The 26128-nt window shown below is 39.6% G+C and carries 17 protein-coding genes and 3 pseudogenes; 15 read left to right on the forward strand and 5 right to left on the reverse strand.

Annotated elements, in window-relative coordinates:
• Nucleotides 1-155 precede the first annotated feature (155 nt).
• The 6 genes and pseudogenes from G5B11_RS15505 to G5B11_RS15530 all read left to right on the forward strand — a co-directional run bounded on the left by G5B11_RS15505 (nucleotide 156) and on the right by G5B11_RS15530 (nucleotide 6506).
• The gene (locus G5B11_RS15505) at nucleotides 156-830 is read left to right on the forward strand and encodes a transcriptional regulator (RefSeq protein ID WP_244093044.1); all 675 of its coding nucleotides are present in this window, start codon (nucleotides 156-158) and stop codon (nucleotides 828-830) included.
• 147 nt (nucleotides 831-977) lie between these two features.
• Nucleotides 978-1133: pseudogene (locus G5B11_RS19790) on the forward strand (AlbA family DNA-binding domain-containing protein); the annotation flags it as partial.
• A 651-nt stretch (nucleotides 1134-1784) separates the two neighbouring features.
• Nucleotides 1785-2252: an Hsp20/alpha crystallin family protein gene (locus tag G5B11_RS15515; RefSeq protein WP_158421640.1), complete on the forward strand. Its 468-nt coding sequence runs from the start codon at nucleotides 1785-1787 to the stop codon at nucleotides 2250-2252.
• Between the two features lie 104 nt (nucleotides 2253-2356).
• A pseudogene (locus G5B11_RS15520) lies at nucleotides 2357-3976 on the forward strand (IS1182 family transposase).
• A gap of 516 nt (nucleotides 3977-4492) precedes the next feature.
• Nucleotides 4493-5359, forward strand: a complete 867-nt coding sequence (locus tag G5B11_RS15525) for a tyrosine-type recombinase/integrase (protein ID WP_173728988.1) — start codon at nucleotides 4493-4495, stop codon at nucleotides 5357-5359.
• A pseudogene (locus G5B11_RS15530) lies at nucleotides 5352-6506 on the forward strand (IS91 family transposase). The gene G5B11_RS15525 and the pseudogene G5B11_RS15530 overlap by 8 nt, the downstream one beginning before the upstream one ends.
• Before the next feature lie 847 nt (nucleotides 6507-7353).
• On the opposite strand, the gene G5B11_RS15535 reads toward G5B11_RS15530, so the two are convergent.
• On the reverse strand, nucleotides 7354-8838 hold the full coding sequence (locus G5B11_RS15535; RefSeq protein ID WP_173728989.1) for a hypothetical protein: 1485 nt from the start codon (nucleotides 8836-8838) through the stop codon (nucleotides 7354-7356).
• Between the two features lie 176 nt (nucleotides 8839-9014).
• On the opposite strand from G5B11_RS15535, the gene G5B11_RS15540 reads away from it, so the two are divergent.
• From G5B11_RS15540 to G5B11_RS15555, 4 genes are all read left to right on the forward strand, one after another.
• Nucleotides 9015-12035 (forward strand): leucine-rich repeat domain-containing protein, encoded by a 3021-nt coding sequence (locus G5B11_RS15540; RefSeq protein WP_173728990.1) that lies wholly within the window; start codon nucleotides 9015-9017, stop codon nucleotides 12033-12035.
• A 66-nt stretch (nucleotides 12036-12101) separates the two neighbouring features.
• Entirely contained in the window at nucleotides 12102-14153 is a 2052-nt protein-coding gene (locus tag G5B11_RS15545) for a leucine-rich repeat domain-containing protein (protein ID WP_173728991.1), read from the forward strand.
• A gap of 66 nt (nucleotides 14154-14219) precedes the next feature.
• Nucleotides 14220-16877, forward strand: a complete 2658-nt coding sequence (locus G5B11_RS15550; RefSeq protein WP_173728992.1) for a leucine-rich repeat protein — start codon at nucleotides 14220-14222, stop codon at nucleotides 16875-16877.
• Between the two features lie 42 nt (nucleotides 16878-16919).
• Nucleotides 16920-19499: a leucine-rich repeat domain-containing protein gene (locus tag G5B11_RS15555; protein WP_173728993.1), complete on the forward strand. Its 2580-nt coding sequence runs from the start codon at nucleotides 16920-16922 to the stop codon at nucleotides 19497-19499.
• 111 nt (nucleotides 19500-19610) lie between these two features.
• On the opposite strand, the gene G5B11_RS15560 is transcribed toward G5B11_RS15555, so the two are convergent.
• Together G5B11_RS15560 and G5B11_RS15565 are read right to left on the reverse strand one after the other, a co-directional pair.
• The gene (locus G5B11_RS15560) at nucleotides 19611-19847 is read right to left on the reverse strand and encodes a helix-turn-helix domain-containing protein (RefSeq protein WP_330603155.1); all 237 of its coding nucleotides are present in this window, start codon (nucleotides 19845-19847) and stop codon (nucleotides 19611-19613) included.
• A 606-nt stretch (nucleotides 19848-20453) separates the two neighbouring features.
• Nucleotides 20454-21041, reverse strand: a complete 588-nt coding sequence (locus G5B11_RS15565) for a transposase (RefSeq protein WP_173728995.1) — start codon at nucleotides 21039-21041, stop codon at nucleotides 20454-20456.
• Between the two features lie 284 nt (nucleotides 21042-21325).
• Here G5B11_RS15565 and G5B11_RS15570 point away from each other — a divergent pair, with 284 nt between their 5' ends.
• Nucleotides 21326-21814: a hypothetical protein gene (locus G5B11_RS15570; RefSeq protein ID WP_173728996.1), complete on the forward strand. Its 489-nt coding sequence runs from the start codon at nucleotides 21326-21328 to the stop codon at nucleotides 21812-21814.
• A gap of 49 nt (nucleotides 21815-21863) precedes the next feature.
• On the opposite strand, the gene G5B11_RS19630 is transcribed toward G5B11_RS15570, so the two are convergent.
• Entirely contained in the window at nucleotides 21864-22094 is a 231-nt protein-coding gene (locus G5B11_RS19630) for an IS3 family transposase (RefSeq protein WP_334298004.1), read from the reverse strand.
• Nucleotides 22095-22303: 209 nt separating this feature from the next.
• Between G5B11_RS19630 and G5B11_RS15580 the strand changes: the two genes are divergently transcribed.
• Genes G5B11_RS15580 through G5B11_RS15595 form a run of 4 tightly spaced genes read left to right on the forward strand, consistent with a single transcriptional unit; the run spans nucleotide 22304 to nucleotide 25482 of the window.
• The gene (locus tag G5B11_RS15580) at nucleotides 22304-23506 is read left to right on the forward strand and encodes a tyrosine-type recombinase/integrase (RefSeq protein ID WP_173728997.1); all 1203 of its coding nucleotides are present in this window, start codon (nucleotides 22304-22306) and stop codon (nucleotides 23504-23506) included.
• On the forward strand, nucleotides 23503-24468 hold the full coding sequence (locus G5B11_RS15585) for a tyrosine-type recombinase/integrase (RefSeq protein ID WP_158422699.1): 966 nt from the start codon (nucleotides 23503-23505) through the stop codon (nucleotides 24466-24468). Before G5B11_RS15580 ends, G5B11_RS15585 begins: the two co-directional genes overlap by 4 nt.
• Nucleotides 24458-24634 carry a hypothetical protein gene (locus G5B11_RS15590; protein ID WP_173728998.1) on the forward strand — a complete coding sequence of 59 codons (177 nt, stop codon included), beginning with the start codon at nucleotides 24458-24460 and terminating at the stop codon, nucleotides 24632-24634. Before G5B11_RS15585 ends, G5B11_RS15590 begins: the two co-directional genes overlap by 11 nt.
• On the forward strand, nucleotides 24631-25482 hold the full coding sequence (locus G5B11_RS15595) for a tyrosine-type recombinase/integrase (protein ID WP_173728999.1): 852 nt from the start codon (nucleotides 24631-24633) through the stop codon (nucleotides 25480-25482). Before G5B11_RS15590 ends, G5B11_RS15595 begins: the two co-directional genes overlap by 4 nt.
• 76 nt (nucleotides 25483-25558) lie before the next feature.
• Here G5B11_RS15595 and G5B11_RS15600 read toward each other — a convergent pair.
• A partial coding sequence (locus G5B11_RS15600) for an IS3 family transposase (protein WP_173729000.1) occupies nucleotides 25559-26128 on the reverse strand: 570 nt, incomplete at its 5' end.

Genomic DNA, 26128 nt, shown 5'->3' on the forward strand with positions numbered 1-26128 from the left:
AAATCGACTGACCTTTCTTTTTTACCCAACAATATCTTTAATTAAGGGAAACGGGCGTTTGCCTTCCGGATGTATCTGTTTATAAAGAACTTTGTTCAATTCTTGGTATTAGCCTCAATGAATTTCTGGCTGGAGAAGATATAGCCCAAGAGAACATGATTCAGAAGTCAGAAACAAATATTATTGAAGTAATCAGAGACAATATAAATAAACAGAAATGTCTGAAAATTATGAAATGTATATTACTAGTTATATCTATTTGTGTTGCATCAATAATCGGATTTACAATATACCATTTTAAAAAACCACAGAATTTTATTTCGCCACTTGCAGAGGATAGTATAGAAATGCAGACGGCAGAATTACTTGCTGGACCGGATGGAGCATTCGTATACAAGTTTATCACAGCGGATAAATATAAAAAACTTAGATTACATATTTATCGATACGAATCAGGGAAATTGAGTGATCAGGACAAAGTAGAAATGGGATTTGAAGATATTCGTTCGCCAAAAAGTGGTGAAATCGTAATGGTGCCTGATTTTGACAATTATGCAATTAAACTAATTATTTCAGGAGATGGTAGTAAGCTGTCAACTGAAATTCCTATTTTAGAAAATGTAGAGGATCGAGAGTACTATGGTAGATCAGCAACTGAAATAAAAAATGTCGTAGACATTAGATACAATGAGCAGCAGCCACTAATTGCTTTTGTTTATGATAACGATGAAATGAGTGTTCCAACTTTAGACGATTTTATAAATAACCAAACAGATTATCTTTCAAAAAATGATTATGTGTATTATGTGGCATTTGAGTTTTGTAAGTAATAGACATATACATACGGAGAAGTAATGACAATAATGGCTCTGACCAGGGGGATATGGAGCAATGATTATTTTGCGATGGATGAATCAATTAAAAAGCACAAAGAGAAAAATGACCTGTTTTGTTTTCTTGTTTGCTAGGAAAGAAGGATAGAGGATACATTATTTTCCGGTGAATCGAAAAATATAGAGTACAAAGTTACCTTGCCAGATAAAAGTGAAAAGTACATGAAAACAATCGTAGCTTTTGCCAATACACAGGGTGGCAGGCTGATTGTAGGAGTAGATGATAAAACACACCAGATTGGGTGAAAACAACGTCAATCCCAAAGTTATTCAGTATGTGATGGGGCGCTGGATGTCCAGTGGATATACGTTTAGCGCCGACCGTAGCGGAGCGAAGGCCATTCAGATGCACAGATCACAATGAATGTTTATAATCACATTACAGAAATGTCTCATGTGGAGAACGAGATGTCTAAAATGAACCTGCCAGAAACCGTACCTGCTGTGGTATAAAACAGAAGCCGTTGTCGTAAAATGTGGTAAGAAAATCAGACGAATATATTTTTCCAAGATTTTGTCGTAAAAATGTGGTCAAATCAAGAAACCTCCGTGCGAAAGAGAATGTTACGCCATGCACAGCTCGGGAAAGAATTCCCTCGCTGTAGGGCTGTCGCCCTATACATTTCCATGAAAAAGCCCTCTTTACCAAGCAAGCTTGGACGAGGGCTTTTCACGTAAATGTGCATGGCTCGTAGAGTTCACACAATCTTCACAAAATAATTAGCACTCACCTCTTGACAGTGCTAATAACATGTGTTATATTACATATAGAACAAAGGAAGAGGATAAAAAGAGAACAAAGAAATAGGTTCTATGAGATCCCAACAGATACCCGAGTTCCAAAGAAACAGGTAAAAAACATAAATGTATAATAAAAAGGAGAGATGACTTATGTTAATGCCTAGCGTTTTTGGAGAAAACTTATTTGATGATTTCTTTAATGAATTTCCATTCTATTATGATGATAAAGCACTGAAAGATACAGAGAAGAAGCTGTATGGCAGGAAAGCTAATCACGTAATGAAGACAGATATCAGGGAATTGTCTAATGGCTATGAATTGATGGTAGATCTGCCCGGATTTACAAAGGATGAGATCAAGGCTTCTCTGGAGAATGGATATCTGACCATCAGTGCTGAGAAAGGTCTTGATAAGGATGAACAGGAGAAGGAAACCGGACGTTACATCCGTAAGGAACGTTATGCCGGAGCCTGCAGCAGAAGCTTCTATGTGGGTGAGGATGTAGACCAGGAGGATGTAAAAGCTGAATTTAAACATGGCATCCTGAAATTGTTCGTTCCGAAGAAGGAAGCAAAACCGGAAGTAGAAGAAAAGAAACATATCGCCATTGAAGGCTGATATTTTTAATATGGGGTGTGCACCATTGGGTGCATGCCCTTTTTTTGTGCAAAAAATAACTGCCAGACCTCGAAAGAATCCGGCAGTTGGTGTAAAATTAAGTTATGCTACTAACTAAATTATTACAAAAAGATTATACGAAAAATTCAGACGGATATCAACTTAAACTTCCGCTAAATCTTGAAACAATCATTCCGGATAATGATTCTGTTCGATTACTAAGTCAGTTTGTGGAGGCTATGGATTTGACTGACCTATATTCTACTTATGAAAGAATAAATTCTGTATCGCCCAGAACACTTCTGAAGATTGTGCTCTATTCTTACATGAACGGGGATTACTCCTCTCGTTCCATGGAACTAAATTGTAAAAGAGACATCAATTTCATGTTCCTTCTGGAGGGTCAGCCCGCTCCGGATCATGCAACATTTGCACGTTTTTGAAGTATTCATTTTGCTCCCTGTTCCAAGCGGATACTGGCAGAAATGTCCAATACACTGTTTGAACTTGGTGAAGTCTCCGGGGAGACTGTTTTTATTGATGGTACAAAAATTGAAGCCAGCGCAAACAAATATACTTTTGTCTGGAAGAAAGCAGTAACTAAAAATCAGGAAAAACTCCTCGTAAAACTTGCTGATTTTGTTGCCGAATGTGAACAGCTTTATGACATAAAGATTGTTTATGGCAATACCATAAAAATGAAGTATGTGAAGAAACTCCGTAAAAAACTTTATGCTTTGAAAGAAAGTGAAAATGTAGTTTTTGTCCATGGTATAGGAAAAAGAAAAACGCCGCTTCAAAAAAGCATCGAAACACTTGAGGGATATTTATCCAGATTCAAGGAATATAATCAAAAAATTCATATCTGTGGAAAACGGAACAGTTATTCAAAAACAGACCATGATGCTATATTTATGCGAATGAAAGAAGATGCCATGGGAAATGGGCAGTTAAAACCGGCATACAATCTTCAACATGGTGTAGACTCTGAGTATATCACGTGGCTTACGATCGGACCACAGCCTACTGATACGACAACTCTGATACCATTTTTAAAAGATGCAGAAGCGCATCTTAAATTCAAATATACAAATATCACTGCGGATGCCGGGTATGAAAGCGAGGAAAACTATCTGTTTCTTGAAGGCAATGGACAGCTTTCTTATATAAAACCCACTAACTATGAAATTTCGAAAACACGTAAATACAGGAACAACATAGGAAAGATTGAAAACATGGAGTATGATGAAAAGGCAGATGTTTACACCTGCCGAAATAATCAAAAACTGACAGTAGATCATATCAGTCATTCCAAAAGCAAAACCGGATATGTGAGTGAAAAAACGATTTACAAATGTGAGAACTGCGAAAGCTGCTCTTACAAAAAAGAATGTATCAAAGGCAACAACTGTAAAACACCTTTGGAAGAACGAACAAAAACACTTCAGGTTGCGAAAACATTCCTGAAATACAGGCGGGAAGATCTGGAACGGATCCTTTCAGAAGAAGGAATTCTTTTTCGAACAAACCGAAGTATCCAGGCAGAAGGTTCGTTTGGGGATCTGAAACAGGATATGCAATTCAGAAGATACTTAAGCAAAGGGACAGTAAATGTTCTGGCAGAAAGTACATTACTGGCAATGGCAAGAAATATAAACAAACTGCATAACAAAATCCAAACAGGTAAGACAGGGACACACTTATTTCCGATGAAAAGTGCCTGAGTTTTAACTTTTTAAAAACACATTTTCCAAGTTTCAAAGATGTCTTATTAAAGTACGTCATTTTTAGAAAATATCAGAAGAAATCTAATAAATAATCCCAAAAACGGCATAAATGAAGCTGCCGCTTCACGAAATTTTATTCGTTAAAGCGACAGCCCCATCAAATTTTATTTTAATCTGTCTATTGCTTTCTAATGATAAGGTGTTTACAATACTCATAAAGGGCTCCTTTGTTGGTACTTATTTTGATTAGACACCTTAATTGTACCAAGTCGCTAGCGCGACGGCTAGCCCTAAGTATATAAAACTACTTTTTTTTAATAAAAATAGCAGTTTTTGTTTTTATGTTGTATTGTTAAGTTACCACACTCAAACAACCACATAACAACCAAAACTGCTATGCGTATTTTATCATGTTTTTTTAACTTAACAATTACATAACTTATTTTTTATCCAGATCACCACCTGTTTTTTGTGATGTTACTTTATCTTTCACTTATTTCAGGAGGTTATTTCATGGATTATTTAAAATGCTACAAAAAAATGATTTCTCTTCGTGGTCTTACCGACCATACAATGAAATCTTACCGGACTTATATTTCTACTTATCTCGATTATATCGAGATTACCCTTCACAAAACGCCTTCACAGGTCTCTTACAACGATCAGCGGCGGTTTCTTGAGGTCCTTCAAAGGGAACGGAATCTTTCTGATCGTACGATCAATGTTGCCATTTTCCAACTGCGTTTTTTCACTCTTTACGTTCTTCATAAGCCTTGGGATGATACACAGCTTCCTATGCGGAAGTTTGATGCCTATCTGCCATTTGTTCCTACAAAAGAAGAAACTAAAATCTTCATCTCCACCATGACCGATCTCAAACCGAAAGCTATGGTTGCTCTCATGTATTCTTCCGGTCTTCGCATTGGTGAAGTCTGCAATCTTCGTTATGAAGACATTCAACGGAAAAATATGCGCATTCACATCACTCATGGTAAAAACCACTCTGACCGTTATGCCATCCTTTCCAAACAGGCTCTTGACATTCTTACCGAGTACTGGTTTGCCTGTGGAAGACCTGCCGGCTACCTTTTTCCAAAACAGAGAGATTCTTCAAAACCCATTGACACCTTTTATCTCTCCAGACATATCGCAAAACACGAGGCTGAGCTTGGATGGTCAAAACGCTTTACCTGTCATTCTTTCCGGCATGCTTTTGGAACGCACCTCTACGAAAATGGTGTTGACCTTATGACCATAAAAACCCTGCTTGGTCATAAATCTCTGGAATCCACAACCATCTATGTCCATCTGGCTGTCAGCAGCAAACATACTGCAACCAGCCCATTTGATACTTTAATGGATGGTGATTATCATGAATGATTTAAAAATCCAGCAGGTCTGGAACTATTCCTATGCAGACTTTTCGGAACACCATCCGGAGTCTCCTGAACAGTTCAAAACTTCTCATGCCATACTGAACTGCAAAACTGGCATTTTAGGCGCAACGATCAGTCAGTGTACCGATTGTGGTCACATTGAATACCATAACAATTCCTGCCGTAACCGGAACTGTCCGAACTGTCAGGCTGTCAAAAAAGAACTCTGGGTGGATAAACGCAGAGCCGAAGTCATTGACTCGCCTTATTTTCATGTGGTCTTTACACTTCCACACGAATTAAATCCGCTTCTCTATCACAATCAGAAGCTTTTATACGGTCTTCTTCACAGATGCTCCGCCGAGACACTTTTGGAATTGTCTGCCGACAAAAAATATCTCGGAGCAACACCCGGGATTATTCAGGTTCTTCATACCTGGAACCAGACACTTGATTATCATGTACATATGCACTGCATCGTATCCGGCGGCGGCATTACGCCGGATGGGAAGATCCGTAAATCAAAAGGAAAATTTTTTATCCCGGTGTTTGTGTAACGGGATAAATTTAAGGGAAAACTCCTATACCATTTGAATGTCCTGTACCAGTCAGGTGTTCTGAACATACCCATTTCTTTCTACAAGCAGGAAACATCCTTTTGCTGGAATACCTTTAAAGAGTCTCTCTATCGGAGAGACTGGTGCCCTTATATCAAAGAAACATTCAATGGGTTTGGTAATGCAATCGAATATCTTGGACGCTATACCCACAAGGTTGCTATCTCTAACAGCCGAATCATCTCTGTCACGGATACACACACAACATTCACTGCCCGTGGCAGAAAACCAGGTGACCCTCGTCGTACGGTTACCCTCAGTAATGAGGAGTTTATCAGGCGCTTCCTTATGCATGTGCTTCCAACCGGTTTCCAGAAAGTCCGTTATTACGGTTTTCTTAACAATCGCATGAAATCCAAAAATCTGAAGCTTATTTTTAAACTCCAGGGATACCAGAAGTTTAAGCAGCGGTATGCTGGTATCGGAATGAGGGAGCTGTTTAAGCAAATCTGGAAAAAAGACATTTGCTGCTGTCCACAGTGCGGACATTCCGCCATGAGGTTACTCGGAAGAACACATGGTGCATTTGGATAACAGCCCTTTGACCATACTGTTTTTTAAGCCTGCACCGTTGGAGGCTTGTTTTGCATACACATTTTTCAATATAGGACAGCAACAAGGGCTTCCATTCTCTGATTTTGCAGAGATTCTACATTTTTGAGACCCAGTAGAATAAATGCAATCCCCATATACTCCGTGGCTACACGTCCGCGAATTGGTACAATTGGAAAGAATCACATTCAGAGCAGATTTCCTCAGTGAAGAAATCTGCTCTTCTTAACTGCTCTGAATCTGATACTTTCCTAATAAATTTTACCACAAATGGATGCTCTTTTTTTATTCACTTGATAGATGAAAAACAGATGAAAAACAGTATTCAGTTAAAATACAGTAACCATGTGGCTTTCAGCCACTTCCACGACACAACCGTGAATAATTCAGGATAAAATTTCCCGTTTCATTTGATACGTATTTGATGTAAAATTAACCACAGGGAATCCTCCTTCTTTTTGTTTAGTACGATTTTTTTGTGGTGAATTAATTTTACATCAAAAAGGAATAGGATTCCTTATATTTTGGGCATTTTTTGAAAATTGTGTATATTCAATACAATAAAGTTGTGGTCTTGTGGATAAGACTGCGGAAACTCAAGCAGTTGCCAGCTTGAAAATAGTAAATAAATGTACTATAATAGAGTGCATAAATCAAATATTTTAGAACCCAATATAACTTCTCGGAATCTCAATGAATGAGATTCCAACCGAAAATTGACAACTGAATATCGTGCAGGAAAAGAAATTTACGAGAAATGGACATAAATATTGGACATAGCGGGTACTATGCCTTGAAAAATTTTATGGAGTCGTTTAAGATAACATTATTAAGAGGCCAATCTTAATAATGAATCTTGAAATGCCTCGACTGACGGCATTTCCCAGGCATCAAGATGTTGTAGCATCATGATGCCATAGAGGCGGCAGTACCACATCTTCGTAGAGCGGTGCCTGCCGTCTTCTAATTTATAGTCTTCTTTCTCACGTTTGTTAGAACGTTCCACGGAAGTCCTTCCGTCATATTCTTTTTTCCATGTTTTACTGTTTCTTGGCGGTATGTTAAATAATCTTGGATTATCTGCAGTAAAAATGTGTACGGTTCTTCCGTATTTCGCAGGTGAACAGGGATGCTCACAGAAGCAGCCACGTGTCCGATTTGATTTTGGACAACGGTATTTCGCCCGGTGCTTAGCAGCCTCATATCCGTCTTTATGCATACGTAAGCCCATCTTACAGATCGGGACGCCGTCCTCATCAATGGTGAAATCGTCCTTATAAGTGAAATGTCCGGTATGTCCGAGATTAAGGTCGATAAAGGGAGTGATATTTTTCTGTCTGCAGTATTCATAGACAGCATAAGCGTCATGGGCGGAATCCAGAAGGAGTTTTTCAATACGGAACTCCGGAAGGTATGCTTTCATGGAGAAAAAAGAATGCAGAAAAGAAAGCATATCATGCCGGGAAGCACGCTCTAAAAGAGGGAATACGGGAAGGTCACTATGGGAATCGGAGGCCACATACATGTAGAGGTGGTAACCGAAGAAATAACATTTCCGATGGGAGTCCCATCCCCAGTTACAATCCGGCTGGGAATAATGACGTTTGCAATTACAGGCGGAACAGCCATTTTCCCTGCAATCACAGATCCGTTTTTTTCGCTGCTGGGCGGCAGTGCGGACAGGGGTCCCGTCACCGGCAAGAGCCAGATGCTCCGTGTCAATAAGTCCCTTCGAGCAGGAAACGGACAGGAACTGCTGGTGATAAAGCCGGAAGATGAGAAAGAATGGATTTTCTGGTTTGAGCTGCCAGCGTTCCAGCAAAGGAAGAAGTCGGGATGCCGTACTGGAAGAATCACAGGGAGTTTTATCGCCTTTCTTTTTCCCTTTTGGCGGTTTCATTTTAGGGAAACGGTCTTTTGGTGAAAGGTTGTCTCCGTCATTCTGCCAGATGCGGGAAAAGAAATCATAAAAAGTCCCGACACCAGGGGTATCCCCGAAAGGGAATCCATTGAGGATAGCATAAAGAGGAGTTTCCCTGAGCATGCGACACCAAACCGTGATGGAAGTCACTTTGAGTTTTAAAGCAAGCAGATAAGAACGCAGCATACAGGAAGGAAGTCTTGGTTCCGGACCAAAGATAGAATAACAATGCTGCATGATGGAATCCGTCATAGAGAGATCAAGGTACCAAAACTGCACGATATAATCCCAGGTACTCTTAGAGAGAGCAAACGGGTCAGGATAAAATTTAAGGAAATCAGATACGAAAGTATCCTGATAGGCGGAATGTCCGCCGATATTAACAGGTAACATAAAAATCGCCTCCGGTCGATTGAAATAAAATATAATCAATCGGCTTCGCCACAAATTTTTGGTGATTTGTCAAGCGTTTTTGCAAAAAAGTGGGTGATTTTTTGAGACAGGGGTCTGGAAGCCTTGTAAAATCAGGGCTGAAGATTCCGAGAACAATTAAAAAAGGAGGATAATTCATGAAAAAGAAGGCATTAAGTGTGATCCTTTCGGTTGCAATGTTGGCTGCACCTTCTGTACCTGTGAGCGCTTCGGCAGAAGAAATCGGATTTACAGATGGAACTGCAATAGAAGAGACAGTCGCACCAGAAGAAGTTGATTTGTCCGGTGAAGAGGCAGACATGCCGAAGGAGGTACCTTCATCAGAGGACGAAGTTTCTTCCATCGGAGAAGCCGGTGTACAGGATGTAGAAGATGTGGAGAACGTAATAGAAGCGGAAGGTGAACAAACAGATTGGACGAATGAGAAAGCTGAGAATGGATCAGATGAAGAAATATTTTCTTCAGAAATCTCGGAAGAAAATGAAATAGATCTGCAATTATCAACTATAGCATCAGGGGAATGTGGAGAAAATGTAAAATGGAAATTGGATACAGACGGTACATTAACAATAAGTGGAACAGGAGCAATGAAAGATTATGGAGTTCCTACGGGTTCTATTTCAATGACCAGTGCTGGACCAACACCCTGGCTGCAGACATATAACAATTTAATAAGAAAAATCGTGGTTGAAGAAGGAGTGACAAGAATAGGAAACGGTGCCTTTGTATGTGCAGGGATAACAATAAGTAATTATAACTCAACAGGTTCTGTACAATCAGTATCATTACCTTCGACATTGAAAGAAATTGGGGATAGCGCTTTTTGGAATACAGGATGTGATAGTTTAATTGTCCCCCAAAATATTACGGAGGCAGCGTGCGCTTTTAAAATGGCAAGATTTGAAAATGTTACTGTGAATACTGTGCATGTGTATAAGGAAATGTTTTATAATTCACTGGTTGATAATGTAATTTTATCAAACAATGTAAAAGAAATTGAGAATAATGCATTTGAAAATAGCTTTATCAAATCAATAAAATTATCTTCTAATCTAAATAAAATAGGCGAAGAATCTTTTTCTGGAGGGAAATTAGTTACAGTAGAAATACCAGGAAATGTAAAAATAATTGAAAGACAAGCATTTGCTGGCTGTACATCATTAGAGCGTGTACAATTCTCAAATGGAATAGAAACGATTGGCTATGAAGCATTTGACGGCTGTGCAAATTTGCGACAGGTAGAGATTCCTAAATCAGTTACGAAAATAGAAGGCGAGACTTTCGCAAGATGCACTAATCTGCAATCGGCTATTATAAACGCAAATGTGGAAAGTATGGGAAGCTGCAGTTTTCTTGGCTGTACAGAATTACAGACCGTTAAATTACCAGATACACTAACGAATATAGGGAATGGTATGTTTGAAGGTTGCACTAAATTGAAAAAATTACAATTTCCATCCAACTTAAAAAAAATATATTCGTCAGCGTTTGGTGAATGTGAATCATTAACCGAAATTACAATACCAGCCGCTGTAGAGTATATTGCAACAGGAATGGGAGGAAAACTAAATATATTTAATGCATTTATAGATTGCAGTAATTTGTTGAAGATAAATGTAGATGCCGGGAACAAGGTATACAGCTCTTATGAAGGATGCCTGTATAACAAGGACTTAACAGAATTGATTTATTGTCCAATGGGAAAAGGGGAAATAGTTGTAGCAGATACAGTTGCAAAAGTGACAAATAACGTATTTTATAATCGTTATAACAATAACAGTAAATGGAAAGATATATATTTTACTGGTGATGCGCCGACAGAGATAGGCGAACATTTGTTTATGGATGTTACCGCAACCGTATTTGTGGAAAAAGATAATGCTACGTGGTTCGGCAAAACTGATAAAAACTATAGTGGTCAGATTACGTGGAAAGAATGGCAGCCATTGATTGATAAATGTGAGGTTAAGTTATCTCAGGAAGAATACACTTTTAATGGGCAAGAACAAAAACCGTCCATAATAGTAACAGGCGGAGATATTGTTTTAAATGAAAACCAAGATTATATATTATCTTATAACAATAATATTAATGCCGGAAGTGCGATGGTAACAATTGCAGGAAAGGGAAAATATGGAGGAAGAAAAACTGTTAATTTTACCATTCGTAAAGCAGAACAAGAATTAACAGTAAATGTTAGCAAGACAAGTTTGCAAATCGGTGAAATAATTCCAATTACGGCATCAGCCATGGGTGAAATTTCATATTTATCCAACAGCGACGATGTAGTAAGTGTAGATGGTAATGGCTACATAACAGGAAAAAAGGCCGGAACGGCTGTCATAAATATAATTGCAGCAGAAAATACAAATTATAAGAGCATAAAGAAAGAATTGCTTATTACAGTAAAAAATGAATGTAAGGACAATATGCATAAATGGGGCAATTCTGTAATTATTCAAATGCCTGCCTGCACGACAAACGGAGTAGAAATCTACACCTGTACAGCCTGCCAGAAGACAAAAACAGAAATCATCCCTGCAGCAGGTCATAAGTATGGGGCTTATACTGTAACGAAAGAGCCTACCATCTTTGCCGCCGGAACAGAGAGCAGGGAATGTGCAGCATGCCATAACAGGGAAGAACGGGAAATCCCCAAATTGACTGCACAGGTGAAACTGGTATCCAAAACACTGCCCATGCAGGTGAAGAAATCTGTTTCAGGACAAAAGCTTATTGCAGATAAAGACGCATCCGACAGAATTGCATCTTTGACAACATCCAATGGAAAAGTTGTGGCAGTGAATAATAAAATCTTTAAGATCACTGCGAAAAAAGCCGGTAAAGCGGTGATCACAGTTACAATGAAAAGCGGTGCTGTTTCCAAGATTACTGTAAACGTAAAAAAGGGGAAGGTTGCAACCACCAAGATCACCGGTGTAAAAAAGAAGCTTACCATCAAGAAGGGAAAGAAGCTTACCCTGAAGCCGGTTCTTTCTCCAATCACCAGCACAGATAAACTGACCTATTCCAGCACAGATGAAGAAACAGCAACTGTTTCTTCTAAAGGCGTGATAAAAGCACTGAAGAAAGGAAAAGCAAAGATCAAAGTAAAAGCTGGCAAGAAAACCGTAACATGTGTGGTGACAGTTAAATAAAAACAGAGTACATAAATTAGAACAAAGTGCATAAATCAAATATCATTAGACGAGGGAGGAAATCTCATGAAAAAGAAGGCATTAAGTGTGATCCTTTCGGTTGCAATGCTGTCTACACCTGTGAGCGCTTCGGCTGAAGAAATGAGGTTTACAGATGGAACTGCAATGGAAGAGACAGTGGCACCAGAAAAAGTTGGTTTGTCCGGTGAAGAGGCAGATTTGCCGAAGGAGGTACCTTCATCAGAGGATGAAGGTTCTTCCATCGAAGAAGCCGGTGTACAGGATGTGGAGGATGAACCATCAGACCAAAGTGAGGAAGCACCGGGTATTATTGAAGAAGTATCAGACTCCAGTGAGGAAGCATCATTATTTGAAGACAATTATGATGACGAAGATGATGACGACGATTCTGAAAATGGTACATATACCCTCTTTGTAAATCCAGAAAGTCAGGAAAATTCCGGAGTATGTGGAGCAAATGCCGTCTGGAAAATCGAGAATGGAGTAATGACGATCAGCGGTTCGGGGGCACTGTATAATAAATATGCTTATGACGAAACAAAAGAATGGACAGATGTAGAAAAGGTGGTAATTGAAGAAGGCATTACGTCCATTCCAGATTATATGTTCCAAGGTTGTATTAAACTGCAATCCATCCAGATTGCAGAATCCGTTGAAAAGATTGGCGGTGGCGCCTTTTCTTCCTGCGAAAATCTGCAGAATATATTGATTCCTAAAAATGTAAAAACAATAGGAGAATATGTTTTTGGGTATACTTATAAGCTTGGTGATATCGAGGTAGATCAAGATAATCAGTACTATAGTGCAGTAGATGGGATTCTTTATAATAAAGATCAGACAGATTTGATCTTTGTTCCGGACAGTAAGACAGAATGTAATATTTCTGCGAAAGTTGTTTCCTTTGCAGGAGTAAACCTGGAGACATATCCGTATCATGCAATGTCATGCCGTGATATTTTTGGAAGTGGAAATTCTGCATTGCAAAGCATTACAGTGGCACCAGATAATCCAGTGCTTACATCAGAGGATGGTGTTTTATATACCAAGGATAAAAGCAGGCTTCTTGTTTGCCCACCGAAAAAGAAATATCTGTCAGTTGCAGCTGAGACAAAAAAAATCGAATGGGCTGCTGCCCATGATTGCAAAGAGCTTGTTTCTGTAACCTTGCCGGATGGTCTTGAAGAGATCTGCATAGATGGATTTTCTGGCTGTACCAGCCTGAGGGAGATTACAATTCCCCGAAATGTCGATATGGGAATTTGTTGCTTCTCAGAAAAAGACGTTACTCTTTTGAAGGTTTATGCAAACTCAAATGCGGAAGCATATGCCAAGGCTATGGGCTTCAGGTATGAAATAATAGGAAGTCACATCCATAATTGGGGTACTGGTGTTGTTACGAAGGCTGCTACCTGTACGGAGAATGGCATCAGAACATATACCTGTGCTGCAGATGGTGAAACAAGAACAGAAATCATCCCTGCAACGGGACACAAGTATGGGGCTTATACTGTAACGAAGGAGCCTACCATCTTTGCCGCCGGAACAGAGAGCAGGGAATGTGCAGTATGCCATAACAGGGAAGAACGGGAAATCCCCAAATTGACTGCACAGGTGAAACTGGTATCCAAAACACTGCCCATGCAGGTGAAGAAATCTGTTTCAGGACAAAAGCTTATTGCAGATAAAGACGCGTCCGACAGAATTGCATCTTTGACAACATCCAATGGAAAAGTTGTGGCAGTGAATAATAAAATCTTTAAGATCACTGCGAAAAAAGCCGGTAAAGCGGTGATCACAGTTACAATGAAAAGCGGTGCTGCTTCCAAGATTACTGTAAACGTAAAAAAGGGGAAGGTTGCAACCATCAAGATCACCGGTGTAAAAAAGAAGCTTACCATCAAAAAGGGAAAGAAGCTTACCCTGAAGCCGGTTCTTTCTCCGATCACCAGTACAGATAAACTGACCTATTCCAGCACAGATGAAGAAACAGCAACTGTTTCTTCTAAAGGCGTGATAAAAGCACTGAAGAAAGGAAAAGCAAAGATCAAAGTAAAAGCTGGCAAGAAAACCGTAACATGTGTGGTGACAGTTAAATAAAAACAGAGTACATAAATTAGAACAAAGTGCATAAATCAAATATCATTAGACGAGGGAGGAAATCTCATGAAAAAGAAGGCATTAAGTGTGATCCTTTCGGTTGCAATACTGTCTACACCTGTGAGTGCTTCGGCAGAAGAAGTCGATTTTATAGATGGAACTGCAATGGAAGAGACGGTTGCTCCAGAAGAAGCAGGTTTGTCCGGTGAAGAGACATTTTCATCAGCGGAAGAAGTTCCTTCAATCGAAGAATCTGATGTGCAGGATGTAGAGAATGAACCATCAGACCAAAGTGAGGAAGCACCGGATATTATCGAAGAAGTATCAGATTCCAGCGAGGAAGTATCATTATTTGAAGACAATTATGATGAAGTTCAAGTCAATGATATTGATTTGTTTGATGGAGATGGCAAAATTGACGATAGACAGGTAACTCTCTTTCATTGGCCTGAAAAAACATTATATGTATACGAAAAAGTAAAATCCGTGGATGATTTTGATCTTACTGGATTGAGTATAAAGGTAACTACTGGTGATTCTGAGGAGGTGATTTCTTTCACCAGAAATGGAGAAAAAAAGCAGGATTCCAAAGGAAATTATTACGAATGCGAAATATCAGCGGAAAGTGGTGAGGATACAGAAGAAATTGTTTCGGGAATATATGATTGTAGAATATGGCATGATAAAGGCGATTCCAGGCATGCGAACGTTGTTAATTTACGTGTGCTTCCGGCAGTCAACACTGCAACTGATGCAGCCCGTCAGGAAAACGGCGTATATACCGCAACGGCAGGTGAAATGGACGTTGTAAAGCTGGTCCCGGAAGAAAGTGGAGAGTTTACAATTACTGACATGGTAAAGCATTATGGCACAGAAGAGGAAGACGTGGGTTCGGTTTATGTCGTTGATGGTCAGTCTATGGAGTTTATGAGCTTTTCTACTTTTGTCCTGGAGAAAGGAAAAGTATATTATTTATATCCATGGGATTATCCTGGGGATGATAGAAATAGGCATTCTTTGTTTATTAATCCGGTAAGCCAGGGAAATTCCGGAGTGTGCGGGGCAAATGTCTCCTGGAAAATTGAGAATGGAGTACTGACGCTTAGTGGTTTTGGACCTACGTATGGATACTGGTATAATGATCGAAAACCATGGTCGGAAGGAGCATATGAGGCGGAAAAGGTCGTGATTGAAGAAGGCATTACGTCTATCGGCAGCTGTATGTTTTTAGACTTTACAAAACTGAAATCCGTTCAGATTGCAGAATCTGTTGAAATGATTGATGATAGTGCATTTGGATGGTGTGAAAATCTGCAGAACATTTTTATCCCTAAAAATGTAAAAAAAATAGGTTCTGCTTTTGTGGCAACTACGAATAAGTTTGATCATATTGAGGTAGATAAAGATAACCCATATTACAGCTCGGTAGATGGGATTCTTTACAACAAGGATCAGACGGATCTGGTCTTTGTTCCGGGAGGTAAGATAGAATGCAACATTTCATCGAAGGTAGTCTCTATAGCAGGAATAGGTATTGCAGGGTTGGATCTGAAGCCGGATTTTTTTGCTTTCAGGGATTGCCGTTTCGCTTTGATTCATACGAATTCTGCATTGCAAAATATTACAGTTGCACCAGATAATACGGTGTTGGCATCGGTGAATGGTGCTTTATATACAAAAGATAAAAGTATGTTGCTTACATGCCCACCGAAAAAACAGAGTCTGGTGGTTGCGGAAGAGACAAAAGTAATTGGTTGTGATGCTGTAAGCGGTTGCAAAGATCTTGTGTCAGTGACCCTGCCAGATGGGCTTGAAGAGATACACACATGTGGATTTTCTGACTGTACCAATCTGAGGGAGATTGAAATACCTGAAAATGCAAAGCTGGAAGATGGCAGTTTTACCGAAAAAGATACTACCCTATTGAGAGTACATCCGAATTCAGATGGAGAACGATATGCACGGGAAAATGGGTTCAGATATGAAATCATTCACACCCACAACTGGGGTGCTGGTGTTGTTACGAAGGCTGCTACCTGTACGGAGAATGGCATCAGAACATATACCTGTGCTGCAGATGGTGAAACAAGAACAGAAATCATCCCTGCAACGGGACACAAGTATGGGGCTTATACTGTAACGAAGGAGCCTACCATCTTTGCCGCCGGAACAGAGAGCAGGGAATGTGCAGTATGCCATAACAGGGAAGAACAGGAAATCCCCAAATTGACTGCACAGGTGAAACTGGTATCCAAAACACTGCCCATGCAGGTGAAGAAATCTGTTTCAGGGAAAAAGCTTATTGCAGATAAAAAACCGTCCGACAGAATTGCATCTTTGGCAACATCCAATGGAAAAGTTGTGGCAGTGAATAATAAAACCTTTAAGATCACTGCGAAAAAAGCCGGTAAAGCGGTGATCACAGTTACAATGAAAAGCGGCGCTGCTTCCAAGATTACTGTAAACGTAAAAAAGGGGAAGGTTGTAGCTACCAAGATCACCGGTGTAAAAAAGAAGCTTAACATCAAAAAGGGAAAGAAGCTTACCCTAATGCCGGTTCTTTCTCCAATCACCAGTACAGATAAACTGACCTATTCCAGCTCAGATGAAGAAATAGCAACTGTTTCTTCTAAAGGTGTGATAAAGGCAATCAAAAAAGGAAAAGTGAAGGTTAAAGTGAAAGCTGGAAAGAAAACCGTAACATGTGTGGTGACGGTTAAATAAAAACAGAGTATATTAATCGAATATCATTAGGGAGGGAAACACATGAAAAAGAAGGTATTAAGTGTGATCCTTTCGGTTGCAATGTTGGCTGCACATTCGGTGTCTGTGAGTATTTTGGCAGAAGAAGTCGGGTTTACAGATGGAGTTGCAACGGAAGAGACGACCGCACCGGAAGAATCTGGTGTACAGGATGTAGAGGATGTAGGGAACGAAGCATCAGATCAAAGCGAGGAAACGCCGGATATCATCGAAGAAGTATCAGACTCCGGTGAGGAAGCATTATTATTTGAAGACAGCTATGACGAAGCCCAAGATGACGATAGACAGGTAGAGTTATTAGATGGACCTGAAAAAGACACATATTTTTATGAAGAAGTAGAATCCGTGGATGATTTTGATCTTACCGGACTGAGAATAAGGATAACGACTAACGGTTCTGAAGAATTTCTTTCTTTCTCCCAAAATGGAGAAAGAAAGCAGGATTCCAAAGGGAATTATTATGAGTGTAAAATATCAGCGGAAGGCACTGATGATACAGCGGAAATTATTCCTGGAGAATACATCGTCAGCATAAAATATGGAAATGATTCTTCAGAAACTTATTTATGTGTACTGCAGGCTGTCAGCAACGCAATAAATGCCATTCGTCAGGAAAACGGCATATATACTGCAACAGTAGAAGAAACAGGAGTTGTAAAGTTGATTCCAGAAGAAAGTGGGGAGTTTACAATCGTTGACATGGTAAAGCCTTTTTATCCTTATGGTACAGAAGAGAAAGGCGAAGGGTGGGCTCGGATCGTTGACGGTCAGTCTATGGAGTTTATGGAATCTTCAACTCTGAATCTAGAGAAGGGAAAAGTATATTATTTATATCCATGGAATTATATGGATTATTGGGAGAATAGAAATGTGCATTCCGTGTTTATAAATCCAGTGAACCAGGAAAATTCTGGAGTGTGTGGGGAAAATGCATTTTGGAAAATCGAAAATGGAGTAATGACGATCAGTGGTTCTGGTCCCACGTACGGATCCTGGGGTAGCGCTCAACCTTGGATAACAGATGCAGAAGAGATAGTTATTGAAGAAGGCATTACATCAATTGGCAGTTTTATGTTTTCAGGCTTCAAAAAACTGAAATCCGTTCAGATTGCAGAATCTGTTGAAAAGATTGGTAGTGGCGCATTTTATTGGTGTGAAAATCTGCAGAATATTTTCATACCAAAAAATGTTAAGAAATTGGGTGATATTTTTACTGACGAAGGGGATGCTTTTTCAGGAACTACTAATAAGTTCGATCATATTGAAGTAGATAAAGATAATCCGTATTATAGTGCAGTGGATGGGATTCTTTATAATAAGGATCAGACAGGCCTGATCTTTGTTCCAGGAGGTAAAACAGAATACAACATTTCGGCTAAGGTGGTCTCCTTGTTCGGAGTAAATTTTGCAGATATGAATCTGGATTCAGCTTCATTTTGGTTCCATCCTCATCCTTTGGTGAATTCAGTATTGCAAAATATTATGGTGGCACCAGATAATCCTGTGTTTACATCGGTGAATGGTGTTTTATATACAAAAGATAAAAGCATGCTGCTTATTTGTCCACCGAAAAAGAAGAATCTGGTGGTTGCTGAAGAAACAAAAGTGATCGGTATTGATGCATTTAGCGGTTGCGAAGAACTTGTGTCAGTGTCCTTGCCGGATGGCCTTGAAAAGATATGCATGGATGGATTTTCTGATTGTACCAATCTGAAAGAGATTGAAATACCTGAAAATACAAAGCTGGAATATGATAGTATCACAAAAAAAGATATTACCCTGCTTAAGGTGCATGCAAATTCAGATGGAGAACGATATGCACGGGAAAATGGATTCAGATATGAAATCATTCACACCCACAACTGGGATGCTGGTGTTGTTACGAAGGTTGCCACCTGTACGGAGGCTGGCATCAGAACATATACCTGTTCTGCAGGGGGTGAAACAAGAACAGAAATCATTCCTGCAGCTGGTCACAAGTATGGGGCTTATACTGTAACGAAGGAACCTACCATCTTTGCCGCCGGAATAGAGAGCAGGGAATGTGCAGTATGCCATAACAGGGAAGAACGGGAACTTCCCAAGCCGACTGCTCAGGTGAAACTGGTATCCAAAACACTGCCCATGCAGGTGAAGAAATCTGTTTCTGGGCAAAAGCTTATCGCAGATAAGGATCCATCCGATAGTATTGCATCTTTGACAACATCCAATGGAAAAGTTGTAGCAGTGAATAATAAAACCTTTAAGATCACTGCGAAAAAAGCCGGTAAAGCGGTGATCACAGTCACAATGAAAAGCGGCGCCACTTCCAGGATTACTGTAAACGTAAAAAAGGTTAAGGTTGCAGCTACCAAGATCACCGGTGTAAAAAAGAAGATTACCATCAAAAAGGGAAAGAAGCTTACCCTGAAGCCGGTTCTTTCTCCGATCACCAGTACTGTTAAACTGGCATATTCCAGCTCCGATGAAGAAATAGCAACTGTTTCTTCTAAAGGCGTGATAAAGGCAATCAAAAAAGGAAAAGTGAAGGTTAAAGTGAAAGCTGGAAAGAAAACCGTAACATGTGTGGTAACAGTTAAATAAAAATATCCTGGGAAAAGCATAAAAATATCCTGACAAGTGCAAGGCCATTTAGGCATTGTTACTTGCTCAGGATATTTTACAATTCTTTGGTGTTATGGCGAGAAACATCTGTTATTTGTGGTACTGATTTCCTGGAAGTGGGCGTTTTGTATTGGTAAAGCCCAGAATATAGTCGGCAGATACCTGATAATATTGACATAACGCAATCAAAACACGAATTGGCATCTCGTTAGCTCCTCGTTCGTAGCGGGCATACATAGTCTGAGAAGTTCCCAGATATTCTGCAATCTGTGTCTGCGTTTTGTCAGCGTCCTCGCGCAAATCACGAATACGTTGTTGATAGTTCAAGTGAATCCTCCTGAAAACATATGACATGTTTTCTTTTCTCTTTGGTATATAATAGTGAAATTTAATAGAACTTATATTTGCAAAATTCTAGCATAGAAAAAACATGCCATATCAGAAATAATAAAGATTTGTACTAAAATGAACAAAAAATAAGATGAAAAATATACAGAATACACAACTGATAAGGTGGAGCGGGAAAAAATTGTATTGTATTGGAGCAGTGCTAGATCATTATGGAAATGCTATCAACACAGTGAAATGAAGAGCAGGATTATTAGAAATAAGCGAACAGAATTAAACAGATTGTGATACGAAACATAGATGCGCATGCTATGAGAAAGAAGAATTGTAATGAAATTGGAAGCCCAAATGGTGCTAAATAGGTGTAGATACAGCTACATATATTTTTCAATCAGTAAAATGTTTTCTTTGATGATTTGGTACAGCTCATCAACCAATGGTATGATGCCGGGATCAAAACATAGATTTTTAATATCTCTATGAATGACATATTTCTTAGATCCTTGAAAAGTTAATATTTTACTGAATTATAGATGATATTTGGTATTATCCATCAAATATCATGGCATTACTTATCCTAAATATCTAAGTTAGTGCAGGATTCGAAGCATAATTACCTAAGCCCTTTCTGAAATTAAAGAGCTTTCTAAAATTTAGTGCTGCAATTTTTTCTCCGAAGAAGAACTTCCCTCTCTGCCTTCCTCTTGGAAGATGATTAATGTGAAAGTTATTTCTTAAATTGGCGGGAACTGTTTCAACGCCATTCCTTAATTTTGCATAATTGCTAAATTCATCACTTTGCATATATCTCTGAGATTTTGCTCTGTTAGATGCATTTTTCGATGTTATAAATGTAGCAACTTTTTTGTATATCTTAGGTCGGCACTGGTCTTGATACGGACAATTTACACAGTGATTTCTATCAAATGAAACTTGACATTGTCTGGTTGCTTTTGCGTATGACTGACTAATTGGTTCATGTCCGGCAGCACATGTAATTAACCTCGTACCATCATTATTAAACACAAAATCTGCAAGAACATCCGGTGCTTCTTTTCCTGTAAGTGCTGTAGTAACAAGTTTAACATTCTTTTCTTTTGCTAAAGAAATGTTATCCTGTCCATCATATCCACCATCTGTTATGAGTACGATTTGTTCATCGGATTTATCCATAGCGATTAGAGTTTCCTGTAAAAACTGGCTGTCAGTATGAATGTTTGGGTAATCAAAGTTTTTGAGGGGATGTCTTTTTGAGGGTTTAGATTGAGGGGCAAACTTGAGGGGCAAGTTTGAGGGGCTGGTTTGAGGGTTTGGTTTGAGGGGCTGGCTCTTGTCTGCCTATGTAGAAATAAAAAATAGGATTAATCAGTTCTTATCGCTGATCAATCCTATTTTATTTTTTTCCTTCTTTTTGTATGATTGTTCTTGCGGAAATTTCAAAACAGAAAGGAGGATACATGAATAGTATCACAAATTTACTCGATCTTGAAGATACAGATATCGAGATCACCGATATTCAAATTCAAGGTCAAACCAAAACACTTACTCTTTCAACTCCACCTGTACCACACTTTTGCCCTTCTTGCGGGTTTCGTATGTATTCACGTGGCATTAAAAAGAGAACTATTAATCATCCAATTCTTCAAGATAATTACTCACTTGTTCTTATCTTGAAGCAGCGTCAATGGCGATGTACAAATCCTGAATGCCTATACGACACAAGCGAATCATTTAAGTTTGTAAACCGGCAACGACGAACAACAAATGCTACAGATATGCTTATCGTAGATGCTTACAGGAATCTCTTAGAAACTTCTGTTTCTATAGCAAAAAAATTTCATGTTTCTGATTCTCATGCACATGATGTCTTCAATCGATATGTTAAATTAAACAGGCTAACTCTCACAGATGCCATTTTGGTGTGCTACCTGTCAATAGGACAATAAAAAATAATAAATTTTTGTATCGTCAGCCGATTTATGGCTGGCGATATTTTTAGGCTGCTTTTATATATTGATCATGATATTCCATTGGTGTCATCACATTTAACTTTCTTTGCAATCGTTGGTTATTGTAATAATGGATATAATCGGTTATAGCTGCAATTAAGGTAGTTCTATCATTGAAATGTTGGCAGTAATACATCTCTCGTTTTAGAATCCCCCAAAACCCTTCCATCGGTCCATTATCAATACAATGGGCAACTCTGGACATACTTTGTTTCATATGATGTTTCTTTAACCGGGTGCAGAATTGTGCACTTGTATATTGAAATCCACGATCAGAATTATACCGAATTCAGGATAATTCGGACTATGCCGAAGAAAAAACTATGCCGAAGTTTTTCACTTTTGCCTGATATTACTTCGATTAAGAATAGTTTTTCGGCATAGTATTATATAATTGAAGCATCATTTTTAAGGAGGTGCTTCAAGATGGATATTAATACTGTCTGCACATTGCTCATCGAAGCTTTGAAAAATGCTGGATATAACGAATCCACCATTTTCAACTACCAGGGTGCTGTCAGAAGATTTAAGGCATTCTGTAAAGAACACGGAGTCACTGAATACAGCTATGAAATCGGCAAGCTTTATGCTGACGCTGTAATCAGTCCCAAAATCGGGAAATTCAGTAAAGAGCGTTATCATCTTCAAGGCCGCTTCTTCCGTTTGATTGAATCTTATGTTAATACTGGGCAGTTTGATTTTTCTGTTACCACAAGAGCAAGAGTACAACCATCCGGGGAGTATTACGGCAAGGTATACTCGGACTACTGTTACTATTTAAGGGAGAGATATGATAACGAGAACACACGGCATTTTTATGAGTATGGCATGTACTCATTCCTTTCTTTTCTGGAACGAGGGTATGATGTTTGTCCATTGGAATCATTGACAACCTCTATAATCCTCGACTATGTTAAGTGTTCAAAGCCTGAGCGGCAGCGTGGAATCCTTTGCGAACTCAGGAACATTTGCCGATACCTTGATCGTAACGATCTGTTGATGGCATTGTCAGGCATTCATGCCCCCAGACATCATCGTATCATTCCTGTACTTGAAACAGAGGAACAGGAACGCATCAAATCCGTTACAGAAGATAATGAAACCCCTCTGCGCGATTCAGCCATGATCCTTCTTGGGTTAACTACTGGTATCAGGGCATGCGACATCATCAAGTTGCGTTTGACGGATATAGATTGGCGGAACGATACAATCTCTTGGAAACAAAGTAAAACCGGAAATCTTGTCTGTGTCCCTTTAACTCCGGCAGTAGGCAATGCGATTGCCAGATATCTGACCAGACAACGACCTGATGCCCCAAACGACTACCTGTTTGTAAGACTTATCGCTCCTTTTGACCCGCTTTCATGCCATTCCTCATGCTACATGATGGTAAAGCGTATTCTTGAAAAGGCACATGTATCTAAAGATGAACGCATACTGGGAATGCATATGCTCCGGCATAACGCCGCATCGACAATGGTCAGGAATGAAGTTCCTGTTGAAACGATTGCTGCCATACTTGGACATTCAGACCCCGATACCACCAGTATCTATATCACTACTGACGAAATAAGGCTGAAGGAGTGTGTCCTTCCTTTTGGTGACATATCGAAGGAGGTGCATTCATGAACGCCTTTATTAGCAAACTTGGTCCGGCTATGTCCGAGTTCCTTGATTATAAACGCGCATTGGGTATCAAGTATGCAGCGGCTGCCACATATCTTAGTGAATTAGATCGGTACAATGCCGCCCATGGTGACCATCACACTCTGGTTAAGGAAGTTGTAGACGGCTGGGCTCTGGAACATGCACAAAAATCAACCACTGCCGATAGAAGTTGGGTATCCCCGATACGTGAATTCGGCCGATATCTTGTGATTTCTGGAGATAGCGATGCGTATGTGTTGGATAATTCATTCATCATTCAGCGATATCATCCGGATGTCTACCTGATGACAGAGACTGAAATACAACGCTTTTTTAATGAATGCGATCAGTATGTCCTCCGACACAAGGCTCCAGGCAGGGCATATGTTTTTCCGGCGCTATACCGTTTCATGTATTGCTGCGGCGTCAGGTCAGTGGAAGCAAGGCAGTTGAAATGCCAGGATGTTCATCTGGACAAAGAATACGTCGATATCCTGTGGGGCAAGGCCCATCGTGACAGGCGACTGTTTTTATCAGAAGAACTGACTCAGTATCTTATAGATTATAACGCTGCCATAAGAAAGATATTTCCAGAAAGAGAATACTTCTTCCCTGGCGGGCACGGAGGAATTTGTTCCAGTACTGCTTTATCTGTTAACTTCAAAAACATCTGGTTGGCAGCCGGTTTAAAAAGAGACGGAAAAGTAAAACCCCGGGCTTATGATTTGCGACATCACTTTGCCTGTGCAAACATCATGCGTTGGTCATCAGAAGGAAAGGATATCCACGCAATGCTTCCATATCTGATGAGATATATGGGGCATTCTTCATTGGATAGTACTTATTATTACATACACCTAATTCCTGATTTCTTTCCTCAATACCGTTGCATGACTGCCTCCACAGAAGAACTGATTCCGGAGGTGGATGCCGATGAAGTATAAAAGGAATAAAGATAAAGATTTCTGGCAGATGGCACGAGCCTACCTTCATGATTTTATGCCTGCGGTGCGAAACCAGTCGGATAAATCTGTTGCAGCTTACAAGCAATCCCTGAACTCCTATCTTTCATTTTTAGAAAACACGAAAGGCTCAAGGAAGACCAGGTGACATTTGAAGCATTCAGCCGTAGCAATGTTAAAGACTTTGTTGAATGGCTTCATGAAAAAAAGTACGCATCCAAAACAATCAACCTGAAGCTGACTGCAATCCGCTCTTTTCTGAAATACTGTGCAGATGAAGACTTTGAACTCCGCGGTATCTACAATGAAATTTGTTCAGTCAGGAAGGTCAAAGAAGAAAAGAAGCCGATGGAATACCTGCAGTCGGCTGCAACAAAAGCAATACTGGCAGCATACGATACCAGGACGGCAAAGCACCGCCGTAACAGGATGATCCTGATTCTTCTCTACGATACAGGAGCAAGGGTACAGGAGCTTTCAGATCTGTCTGTATCGTCTCTCCATCTAGATATGCCCAACCCCTATGTCACACTGACAGGAAAAGGACGCAAAACCAGAAACGTACCCGTTATGAAGAAAACAGTGCTTCACCTAAGAAAGTATCTTGAAGAATTCCATCCTGATTTAACTGAGGCACCGCTATTCTATAGTCATCTTGATGGAGTCCCTCACCAGCTTTCGACTGACAGCATCAGTCTGATACTCAAAACAGCTGCGAAGAAGGCTCGAGACACATGTCCGGAGATACCAGAAAACGTTCATTGCCATTTGATCCGTAAGACAAAAGCGATGGATCTGTATCGTAACGGAGTGCCGCTTCCTTTTATCACGCAGCTGCTTGGTCATGAGAGTATGTCAACGACATCCGGTTTTTATGCATTTGCAACGCTTGAAATGATGAGTGAAGCAATGAATAAAGCCGCTCCGGCATTTGATGAAAGCGAGAAAATCTGGAAAAAGTCAGACATAAAAAAGCTTCTCTACTCCTTGGATTAACCTGGAATACTATGCCGAAGATTATTTCAAAGTTGAAGAAAACTCAGGCAATAATTTAAAACTTCGGCATAATTTTTTATTCGGCATAGTCAGAATGGAAGAGCGGATGTGCATCAGGTTCCAAGCAAACTGCTTCATCAAAAGTATTCATAACTAATGGATTATCATTATGGTCACTTATTTTAAAAGTTACAATTCTTCGATCGTATAAATCTAAAATAGCACTCAAATATATCTTGTGCACTTCATTTCCACTGTAATATTTAAACTCGGATACATCGGTGAGCCATTTCTCATTCGGTTTATCCGCATGAAAATCTCGATGTAAATAGTTTTTGGCAATGTGATCGGGATTTCGTTCTCCTCTGGTACAGCTTTTGGGTTTCCATTTAATATTTGACTTTATATCATATTTTCTACAGATGCGGAGAACTCGTTTATCATTCACATGAATTCCTTTGTGTCCATCTAATTCATCTCGGATTCTACGATATCCCATATCCGGATGTTCTTTATGTATCTTTTGAATTTCAATAGATAACGTTTCGTTCTGCAATTCATTATTGTTTTTCGGATGTTTTAGCCAGTGATAGTATGCAGAGCGTGTAATATTAAGATACTTACAAAGTTTATCTACAGGATATCC

The sequence above is a fragment of the Blautia glucerasea genome, assembly GCF_013304385.1.
Taxonomy (GTDB): Bacteria; Bacillota; Clostridia; order Lachnospirales; family Lachnospiraceae; genus Blautia_A; species Blautia_A ammoniilytica.

Coding starts and splice junctions, on each gene's coding strand:
- G5B11_RS15505 (WP_244093044.1), top strand. CDS start 156: ATGATTCAGAAGTCAGAAACAAATATTATTGAAGTAATCAGAGACAAT.
- G5B11_RS15515 (WP_158421640.1), top strand. CDS start 1,785: ATGTTAATGCCTAGCGTTTTTGGAGAAAACTTATTTGATGATTTCTTT.
- G5B11_RS15525 (WP_173728988.1), top strand. CDS start 4,493: ATGGATTATTTAAAATGCTACAAAAAAATGATTTCTCTTCGTGGTCTT.
- G5B11_RS15535 (WP_173728989.1), bottom strand. CDS start 8,838: ATGTTACCTGTTAATATCGGCGGACATTCCGCCTATCAGGATACTTTC.
- G5B11_RS15540 (WP_173728990.1), top strand. CDS start 9,015: ATGAAAAAGAAGGCATTAAGTGTGATCCTTTCGGTTGCAATGTTGGCT.
- G5B11_RS15545 (WP_173728991.1), top strand. CDS start 12,102: ATGAAAAAGAAGGCATTAAGTGTGATCCTTTCGGTTGCAATGCTGTCT.
- G5B11_RS15550 (WP_173728992.1), top strand. CDS start 14,220: ATGAAAAAGAAGGCATTAAGTGTGATCCTTTCGGTTGCAATACTGTCT.
- G5B11_RS15555 (WP_173728993.1), top strand. CDS start 16,920: ATGAAAAAGAAGGTATTAAGTGTGATCCTTTCGGTTGCAATGTTGGCT.
- G5B11_RS15565 (WP_173728995.1), bottom strand. CDS start 21,041: ATGGATAAATCCGATGAACAAATCGTACTCATAACAGATGGTGGATAT.
- G5B11_RS15570 (WP_173728996.1), top strand. CDS start 21,326: ATGAATAGTATCACAAATTTACTCGATCTTGAAGATACAGATATCGAG.
- G5B11_RS19630 (WP_334298004.1), bottom strand. CDS start 22,094: ATGAAACAAAGTATGTCCAGAGTTGCCCATTGTATTGATAATGGACCG.
- G5B11_RS15580 (WP_173728997.1), top strand. CDS start 22,304: ATGGATATTAATACTGTCTGCACATTGCTCATCGAAGCTTTGAAAAAT.
- G5B11_RS15585 (WP_158422699.1), top strand. CDS start 23,503: ATGAACGCCTTTATTAGCAAACTTGGTCCGGCTATGTCCGAGTTCCTT.
- G5B11_RS15590 (WP_173728998.1), top strand. CDS start 24,458: ATGAAGTATAAAAGGAATAAAGATAAAGATTTCTGGCAGATGGCACGA.